The organism is Mycobacterium sp. 1165178.9, from assembly GCF_001673555.1.
In the GTDB taxonomy this organism is placed as follows: domain Bacteria; phylum Actinomycetota; class Actinomycetes; order Mycobacteriales; family Mycobacteriaceae; genus Mycobacterium.
In genome coordinates this window covers 1-8,364 of sequence record NZ_LZMB01000288.1, presented here as the reverse complement: position 1 = coordinate 8,364, position 8,364 = coordinate 1, and the positions used below count along the sequence as shown (strand labels likewise).

Here is an 8,364-nt window from a genome sequence, read left to right as displayed (position 1 = left end):
TGCGGGCGAACCCGATCCGAACGACAGCACCCTGTTGCACGGAATCAAATACCTACCTGTCAACTCCGACCGGCCAGAGTCAACGCCGGCCAGCGCCGTCACTCAAGTGTTTGCCCGAGCGAGGTCAAATCAGTTGTGGGTCAACGTGAGAAACGATGACCGTAGCCCATAAGGCAAGGTGTACTTTCAGTTGCCTGTCGGCGTTTCGGACTGTTCACCTTCGACGCGGACGGACAGGGCGCACACTTGTCGAATGGAGATATGTCATGTCATCGCCGCAGCGCTGACCGCACCATCTCTGGCCGGGGCGCTACTCCCTGGCCGGTTTCGGACCTCGACGTCACCGCGGCCGAAGTGATGGCCCCTGATCCACGCCGTGCGCTGAACGGCCTCTCGGACATCCGCGCGTTCTTTCACACCAACAAGGTGCCGCTCTACTTCATCTCGCCGACCCCGTTCAACCTGCTCGGTGTTGATCGGTGGATTCGAAACTTCTTTTACCTGACCTACTTTGACTCTTTCGAGGGCACCCACTCACGCGTGTTCGTCCCCCGGCGACGGGACCGCCGTGATTTTGACTCCATGGACGAAGTGTGCAGCCACCTGCTGTCCGATCCGGAGACGCTCGAGTTCATCGCGGGTAAAGGTCCCGGTGGCAAGTGCTGTTTTGTGATGCTCAACGAGGAAATCCAGGCCCTCGCGCGGTCGGCAGGCCTGCAGGTCATGCATCCGCCGATCGAGCTGCGCCAGCGCCTGGGCTCCAAGATCGTCATGACGCGCCTGGCCAACGAGGCGGGTATACCGAGCGTGCCGCACGCGATCGGGCGGGCGCGGTCCCACGAAGAACTGCTGACGCTCGCGGAAAGCGCCGGATTGGGAGACGACCTCGTCATCTCGGTCGCCTATGGCAACGCCGGCAGTGGGACGTTCTTCGTGCACGGTCAGCGCGACTGGGACGAGCACGCTGGTGACCTGGCCTCGCAGCAAGAAGTCAAAGTCATGAAGCGCATCCGCAATGTTGAGGTGTGCCTCGAGGGTGCCGTGACCCGCCACGGCACCGTGGTGGGCCCCGCGATGACGAGTCTCGTCGGTTATTCGGAGCTGACGCCGAGCCGGGGCAGCTGGTGTGGCAACGACATCTGGCGCGAGGTGTTGCCGCCGGCCCAGACCCATGCCGCGCGAGAAATGGTGGGGAAGCTCGGCGACGTCATGCGCCGCGAGGGTTACCTCGGCTACTTCGAGGTGGACCTTCTGCATGACCTCGATTCAAACGAGCTCTACCTCGGCGAGGTGAACCCGCGCCTGAGCGGCGCCAGCCCGATGACGAACCTGACCGCCGAGGCCTACGCCGACATGCCGCTGTTCCTGTTTCACCTGCTCGAGTACATGGATGTGGAGTACGAACTCGACATCGACAAGATCAACTCGCGCTGGGAGCGCGGCTATGGCGAGGACGAGGTCTGGGGCCAAGTGATCATCACGGAGACCTCGCAGGACGTCGAGCTCTTCACCGCGACGCCACGCACCGGGGTATGGCGCATCGACGACGACGGTCGGGTCTCGTTTTCGCGGACCGCCAACGACTGGGCCACGCTGCTCGACGGGTCCGAAGCTTTTTACATGCGTGTCGCGGCGCCCGGCGACTTGCGTTCCGAGGGCGCCCAACTGGGCGTGCTCGTCACGCGCTCCCACTTGCAGACCGACGATTATCAGCTCAGCGAGCGTTGCCAGCGCTGGGTGAAGGGCATGAAGGCGAAGTTCGTCTCAACTCCCCTGACGCCGGCCGCGCCGATCGTCTCACGGCTCGTCGCGCGCGCGTGACCGACAGCCGTAGGAGTCACGCCCCGGCCGGCATCTCACTGGACAACTGGATGTCGGCTCCATATGCGCGGTGGTCCTTCCAGCACGTCGAAGACTTCGTGCCGACCGCCGTGATCTCGCGTGGGACCGGACCGGTCGCGGCGTTGCCCGCGGCCACTTCTCCCCTGTCGACGATCCGGGTGACCGACAATGGCGGGGTGGCCACCACCGTGGGGGCGGTGATGGCCACCACCGGCACCGACGGCTGGGCCGTCTGTCACCGCGGGACGATGGTGGCCGAGGAGTACCTCGGCGATTTTGGGCCCCATGCGCGGCATCTTCTGTTCTCGGTGAGCAAATCGCTGGTGGCGACCGTCGTCGGCGCGCTACACGGGGCCGGCGCAATCGCGCTCGACGCGCCGGTGACGTATTACGTTCCGGCACTGGCGAACTGCGGCTACAGGGGCGCAACGGTGCGTCATCTGCTGGACATGAGATCGGGCATCTGCTTTTCGGAGAATTGTCAAGATCCGGCCGCGGAGATACATCTTCTCGATCAGGCGATGGGCTGGGCGCCCAGGAGCAGCCCGGGCGCCCCGGCCACCTTGCAAGAGTTCCTGTTGACCTTGCGGCAGAAGTCCGCTCACGGTGGCCCGTTCGAATATCGTTCGTGCGAAACCGATGTGCTGGGCTGGATCTGCGAGATCGCCGGGGGCGGGCGAATGCCCGAGCTGATGTCGCAATTGCTGTGGAGCCGCATGGGCGCCCAATCCGACGCCACGATCGGTGTAGATGCTTGCGGCACTGGGTTTTTCGACGGCGGCGTCAGTGCTTGTCTTACCGACATGATCCGGTTCGGTTCCCTGTTCTTGCGCGACGGTGTCTCGTTGACCGGCCAGCAAGTGGTGCCGGCGGCGTGGATCGCGGACACCCTGGACGGCGGGCACGACTCGCGTCAGGCGTTCGCCGCCAGCCCCGATGACAACGAAATGCCCGGCGGCATGTACCGCAACCAGATGTGGTTCCCCTATCCCGGCAACGACGTCGTGCTGTGCCAGGGCATGTGCGGTCAGATGGTCTACATCAATCGCAGCGCGGCGCTGGTGGCCGCCAAGTTATCCACCCAAATGGACTCTCATGAGCCGCACATGCTCGACACGTTGCGCGCATTCGATGCGGTGGCACGCGATTTGGCTCAAGTCACTGGCTAGCACGCCGGCGCCCGCCAGAACTCCGGCGAGCCGCTTTTGCAAACATTGGTTATTCTGCTGTCTGTCTTGCTTTGCGGTGACGCACTTTTGGCGTGTCTCATCGCCCCATGAAGATTGGATGGGAATTAAATGCCCTCACCTCGAAGGCCAGCCACAATCGCCGTCCCCGTCATGGTTGCCGCTGCAGTTGTGAGCAGCCCGGGCATCGCGGCGGCGACCCCGCAGGATGACGCGTACCTCGCGCAGTTGCGCGCCGTCGGCCTCACGTGGCCGCCGAAGACCGAAGAGGCACTGATCGCGGAGGCGCACGACGTGTGCTACGACCTTACGTGGGGTTGGACTCCGCAGCAGATCGCCGACGACCTCCACGCTCGCCTGGACACGAAGGGCGTGACGTTGCTCGACGTCGGAAGCCTGGTCAACGCCGCCCACTCGGTCTATTGCCCCGGCAACGTGTGCGACGCCCCTAGCCTCTGCACCTGACGGTCACGGCCATTGGCCGCAGGAGGTTACGCCGGTTGTATGTCGGGTGAACTCCATGCCGGCGAGCGACCGAGATGACGCAATAGGCGGTCGAAGCCAGTGCCGTCGGGCACTTGGTCGAGCGCCGGCCCAAACGGGACGGAAGCGCCGGTGCGGTAGTCACCGCCCGGAACTTGCAATCCGAGCACCAGCGCCGCGTCAATCACGTTGTCGGGCAACTTGAATGGGATGCAAACTGCGCGGGCCACGTCCCAGCCGTGCACGACGTAGTCGACGAAGTGAAACCCGATCGCCTGCTCGAAGGGAAACACGGCCCCTTTGCCGAAGTCGGGTAATTCGAAGGGCACGGCGAGCGCCTCGTCCTCGGCGATTGCCGTGAGCAACTCGCAAGCGGCCGCCGCATAACTGCCTGCGGGGTCGGCCGCCACCGCGTCGATCACCGCAGACGTCTCCCACACCGCGGGATCGGCCCCGGCGCCGTGAGCAGCCGCGACGAACCCTCGATGCTGCGCGGTCATATGGGCCAGCAGTTCAAGCAAATTCCAGCCGCTGCATGGGGTTGGGCGCGCTAGATCGCTGGTGCCGACCCGCTGAACAACCTCGATGGTGGCCATCACCGCCACGCGGTGGTGTGTTCGCAGAGTATCTATCGTATGCATAGTCATATCATAAGCATAAGCATATAATCGTGTCTCCTCTACTATCTCACCATGAGCAAAGCGCCGTCCCGACCGGACCTCGCGGCGATGCTCGGACCGCTGGTGCGCGAACTCGTGGCTGCCGAGCTGCCCATTCTTGAGCGCCACGGACTATCGATGTGGGGTTACACCGTGCTGACCGAGCTGGACAACTCACCGGTGCGCACTCAAGCCGCCCTGGCTGCGGCTATCGGCGCCGACAAGACGCGCATCATCGCCGTCCTCGACGACCTGCAACAGCTTGGGTACATCGACCGGCGTCCCGACCCTGAGGACCGTCGAGTTCGACTGCTGGAGCTCTCAGAACGCGGACGCGCAGTAAAAAGGCAGGTGCAGCAGGCGATTCAGCGTGGCGAAGAGCGCTGGCTTTGCCAGCTGACTCCGTCGGACCGCAAGTCGCTGTTGCGCATTCTTCAACAACTCACGCCTCGCCCGACGGGTGAATGACCTCAGCACGAATGGTGCCCCGCGAGTATTGAGACGAGATGTGGCGGTAGCGTGTCGGCCGTGAAGTCTTCCCGGATGTATTCCTGCGCCGCGCTTGCGGCCTCCGTCGCAGCAACCGCCCTGACGCTCGCCGGTGCGGGTCCGGCCGCCGCGGCCGGCTCGTGCCCGACCGCGGCACCGCAGAACGGCGGATCGCCCGACTGGACGCTGAGCGGCACCAGCGGCAGCGTCGCGGTCACTGGGTCCACGGATACGACGGCTCCGCTGGTGAACGTCACCGCACCGTTCAGCGTCAGCCAAACCCAGGTGCACACGCTGCACGCCGGAGATGGACCTGTGGTCTCCAGCACCGCCAGGGTCTCCGTCTGCTACATGGGCGTCAACGGACGCGACGGGTCCGTCTTCGACAGCAGCTACCAGCGCGGCGCACCGGTCGATTTCCCGCTTACCGGAGTCGTGCCGGGCTTCCAGAAGGCTATCGCAGGGCAAAAAGTCGGATCCACGGTTGCCGTCGCGATGGTTCCCGCGGATGGCTACCCCGAAGGTCAGCCCAGCGCCGGAATCCAGCCGGGCGACTCGCTCGTCTTTGCCATCAAGATCCTCAACGCAACGGGGTAGCGCGGCCCCTAAACCCGTTGCGCCACAGGTTAATCGCCTAACGGTGCGAACATGAGCGCGGGATCTATCCCAAGTTGTTGCGCGACGTGAGTGGTGTCCCAATACTCGCGCCAGTGAGCGATCGCACCGTCGCGAACCTCGAAAAGCGCTGTGACGTGGAACGTGACCGCGACGCCATTCATGGCGTTCACGTCGACCCGCTCGACGATGACCGTGTCGCTATCGGACACGATCGTGCGGATCTCACTCCCCTCGATCATGCCCGTCGACAGGGTGTTGTGCTTCTCGAGTTCGGCTCGCGCCGCGTCGCGTCCACGAACCACCGGTGAGAGCGGCACGTGGAGTTGCCAGACGAAGTCGTGGGTCATGAGTGCGGTCATGGCGTCGATGTTCATGCTCTGGCCGTAAGCGGCATGGATAAAGTCGACAACCATCTTTTCGTTGTCGTTTTTCGTCGCAACACTTTTCGCCATCTCACGTCCTTCGTGATTGCAGTCGATATTTTCGAACTGTAGATGGCCGCCACCGGGTTCGGCGCCGATATACGAATCGCTTAGCGAGAGTTCAGGGGCGACGCAGCGTGATGATGGTGACGTCGTCGTCGGTATGGCCCGACGCCATCGCCGTCCAGATCCGGGTCGCCGCCGAGTCACCCGCGTGGCCGAGGATTTCGGCCAGAAGATCTAGTCCATCGTCAATGGATTCACCGCGGCGCTCCACCAGGCCGTCGGAGAACAGGACCAAGCCGTGTGCGGGCTCGATGGTGAAAGCGCTGGCGGCGTAACTGACACCCTTGATGCCGATCGATGGCGACAGCTTGATCGGCGCCGGAACCGCCGTCGAGTTCGTCAGGTATGCCATCAAATGGCCCGCCGACGCCGCCTCCACCTGACCCGATCGGAGATCGACCCGCTCGGCCTTCTCTGGTTGCATCCGCCGCAGTAACCGCCCTGCTCATCACCAATGTAATCTGGGCAGGTCATGCGTTCGATCGCCGTCCCAACAAGCCGCCGCCTGTCGGTCGCGATGAAGGAAGGCTCGGCGGCCGAACACGACGCCGCCGAGCAGAGCCCATTCATGTCCGAACTGCTCGCCGGCCGGATCGGCGCGGCGGGCTATTCGGCCTACTTGCTGCGATTGCGCGTGGTGTACTCCGCCCTGGAGGAAGCCGTGCGGGCCCGCCGTGACGATTCCATGGTGGCCGCCGTGTACGACCCCGCGTTGGAGCGCATGACGGCTATCGATGCCGACCTCGAACACTGGCTGCCCCGCGGTGCCGAACGGGAAGTCGACTCCCCCGCGGCGGTGGCCTACGCCGAACGGCTCGGCGCTCTCACGTGGGGCGGTGCGTTGGTGGCGCACCACTACACGCGCTATCTCGGGGACCTCTCCGGAGGCCGGGGTATCGGCAAAATATTGGACCGGACGTTCGAGTTGCGGGGCGCAGGCCTTGCCTTCTACGAATTCCCGGTGCGGCCCAAACCGTACAAGGACGCCTACCGGGCTCGCCTCGATGCCCTTAGCGCCGACGTCGTCGAGATCGATCGCATCGTCGGCGAGGTGAAGTTCGCCTTCGGCCTGAACCAGGCCCTCTTCGATGAATTGGCCGGCGGCATCGTGGATCATCAGCGCTGAAGCACGCCAATGCGAGAGCCCAGCCAACGCGTCAGACTTGGTTGAATCCGCCGTCGGCGGTCACCGTTGATCCGGTGGTGAAGCTGGACAGATCGCTGGCCAAAAACACTGCGGCATTGGCGATCTCGGCCGGATCGGCGAAGCGGCCCAGCGGGATCGTGGCGATGCGGCCGGCGCGGAACTCTTCGATTGACGTTTCAGGATCGGTCTGCGCGGCCAGTGCATTGCTTCCGGGGGTGGCCGTGGACCCGGCCACGATGACGTTCACCCGGATGTTGCGGTCGGCGAGTTCGTTGGCCCAGGCGCGGGCCAGTGACCGGACGGCCGCCTTCGTGGCGGCGTAGATACTCAGTCCGACGCGGCCACGATCCGCGGTCGTGGAGCCGGTCAGGATGATGGAGGCGTGGTCGTTGAGCAGCGGTAGCGCCTTCTGGACGGTGTAGACGACTCCCTTGACATTGGTGGTCAGCAGCGCGTCGAGGTCGTCGTCGGTGATCTCCCCCAGCCGCGCCACCCTCGTGGATCCGGCGTTGGCCATCACGATGTCGAGGCCCCTGCCGGCGGCCGCGACCTCGGCGTAGAGCCGATCGAGATCTTCCGGCGATCCGACATCGCCGGCTACGGCGGTCGAGCGGGGTCCCAATTGCTTTGCCGCGGCATCGAGTTCGGACCGGCGCCGACCGGTGATGAACACGCGGTCGGCGCCTTCGGCGAGAAATCGCTGAGCGGTGGCCAGCCCGATGCCCGAGTTGGCACCGGTGATGACCGCGGTCTTGTGATCGAGCAATCCCATTCAGTTCTCCTGAGGTCGGAGCGACAGGCCACGTTCGCTCATCCAAGATTCTGATTGCACGCCAGGTTATTTGGCTGGGTCCGCGCGTCGCCAGATCAGGCGTCCGTTGCGGAGTCTGCCTTTGATGAGCACGGGCTCGGCGGGGCCGAGCTGCAAGCGGTCATCGTCGATTTGCGCTGCGCGGTACTGGGTTCCGCCGATCCAGTTCGGTAGCAGGCTGACGTCGACATGGTGGGCGACAATGCCGTTGTCGAGAACGCTATACGGGCCCGCGTAGGCCAGATACCCTCTGGCCACCCCGGCCAATTCGTCGGCTTCGGCGAGCTGGAGATCGCCGCGGGCAAGCGGAGCGCGGGCCGCGCGCATGATCTGGGCGGACATGTAGCCGTCGGCGGTGTACATGATGATTCCGCGGGCGTCGGTTCCCAACGGGTAACGCACGTTTGAGCCATCCACATCGGAGCTCTGGTAAGACTCCAACGTCCAGGCCCCGACGAGGTATTCGCGTAGACCTCGCATAATGAGTTCGGTCATTGTTGGCGCCCCTTCGTGCTGTGATGCCACCGCTTGACTGCGTCAACCGCGGCATCGAAACCCGCGCGCCGCCGACGCCTCGATAATGCCGCTCATGACTTGTGCTACCACCATCGCCCCCCGCGGCGGCAGTGGTGAGACCGCG

Annotated in this window: 11 protein-coding genes; 6 read left to right on the top strand and 5 right to left on the bottom strand. The window is 64.4% G+C overall.

Annotation, left to right across the window (positions count from 1 at the left end):
• The first annotated feature begins 357 nt into the window (after positions 1-357).
• From A5652_RS12290 to A5652_RS12280, 3 genes are all read left to right on the top strand, one after another.
• On the top strand, positions 358-1,821 hold the full coding sequence (locus A5652_RS12290) for a biotin carboxylase (RefSeq protein ID WP_067351116.1): 1,464 nt from the start codon (positions 358-360) through the stop codon (positions 1,819-1,821).
• Positions 1,822-1,871: 50 nt separating this feature from the next.
• Positions 1,872-3,011 (top strand): serine hydrolase domain-containing protein, encoded by a 1,140-nt coding sequence (locus A5652_RS12285; RefSeq protein ID WP_067351121.1) that lies wholly within the window; start codon positions 1,872-1,874, stop codon positions 3,009-3,011.
• 171 nt (positions 3,012-3,182) lie between these two features.
• Positions 3,183-3,494, top strand: coding sequence for a DUF732 domain-containing protein (locus A5652_RS12280; protein WP_067351113.1), 312 nt, complete (start codon positions 3,183-3,185; stop codon positions 3,492-3,494).
• A 26-nt stretch (positions 3,495-3,520) separates the two neighbouring features.
• Here A5652_RS12280 and A5652_RS12275 read toward each other — a convergent pair whose 3' ends face one another.
• Entirely contained in the window at positions 3,521-4,153 is a 633-nt protein-coding gene (locus tag A5652_RS12275) for a TIGR03086 family metal-binding protein (protein ID WP_197513939.1), read from the bottom strand.
• A gap of 51 nt (positions 4,154-4,204) precedes the next feature.
• On the opposite strand from A5652_RS12275, the gene A5652_RS12270 reads away from it, so the two are divergent.
• Complete coding sequence (locus tag A5652_RS12270) at positions 4,205-4,639, top strand: MarR family winged helix-turn-helix transcriptional regulator (RefSeq protein ID WP_067351108.1); 435 nt, start codon at positions 4,205-4,207, stop codon at positions 4,637-4,639.
• 75 nt (positions 4,640-4,714) lie between these two features.
• Complete coding sequence (locus A5652_RS12265) at positions 4,715-5,257, top strand: FKBP-type peptidyl-prolyl cis-trans isomerase (RefSeq protein ID WP_156745301.1); 543 nt, start codon at positions 4,715-4,717, stop codon at positions 5,255-5,257.
• 29 nt (positions 5,258-5,286) lie between these two features.
• Here the strand turns inward: A5652_RS12265 and A5652_RS12260 are convergent, their stop codons facing one another.
• A complete protein-coding gene (locus tag A5652_RS12260; protein ID WP_255361833.1) occupies positions 5,287-5,691 on the bottom strand; it encodes a limonene-1,2-epoxide hydrolase family protein in 405 nt (134 codons plus the stop codon).
• A 130-nt stretch (positions 5,692-5,821) separates the two neighbouring features.
• Positions 5,822-6,190 (bottom strand): SpoIIE family protein phosphatase, encoded by a 369-nt coding sequence (locus A5652_RS12255; protein ID WP_067351103.1) that lies wholly within the window; start codon positions 6,188-6,190, stop codon positions 5,822-5,824.
• A gap of 48 nt (positions 6,191-6,238) precedes the next feature.
• Between A5652_RS12255 and A5652_RS12250 the strand changes: the two genes are divergently transcribed.
• On the top strand, positions 6,239-6,892 hold the full coding sequence (locus A5652_RS12250; RefSeq protein ID WP_067351100.1) for a heme oxygenase (biliverdin-producing): 654 nt from the start codon (positions 6,239-6,241) through the stop codon (positions 6,890-6,892).
• A 31-nt stretch (positions 6,893-6,923) separates the two neighbouring features.
• Here the strand turns inward: A5652_RS12250 and A5652_RS12245 are convergent, their stop codons facing one another.
• Positions 6,924-7,685: an SDR family NAD(P)-dependent oxidoreductase gene (locus A5652_RS12245; protein WP_067351096.1), complete on the bottom strand. Its 762-nt coding sequence runs from the start codon at positions 7,683-7,685 to the stop codon at positions 6,924-6,926.
• Between the two features lie 66 nt (positions 7,686-7,751).
• Complete coding sequence (locus tag A5652_RS12240) at positions 7,752-8,219, bottom strand: lipocalin-like domain-containing protein (protein ID WP_067351094.1); 468 nt, start codon at positions 8,217-8,219, stop codon at positions 7,752-7,754.
• Positions 8,220-8,364 lie beyond the last annotated feature (145 nt).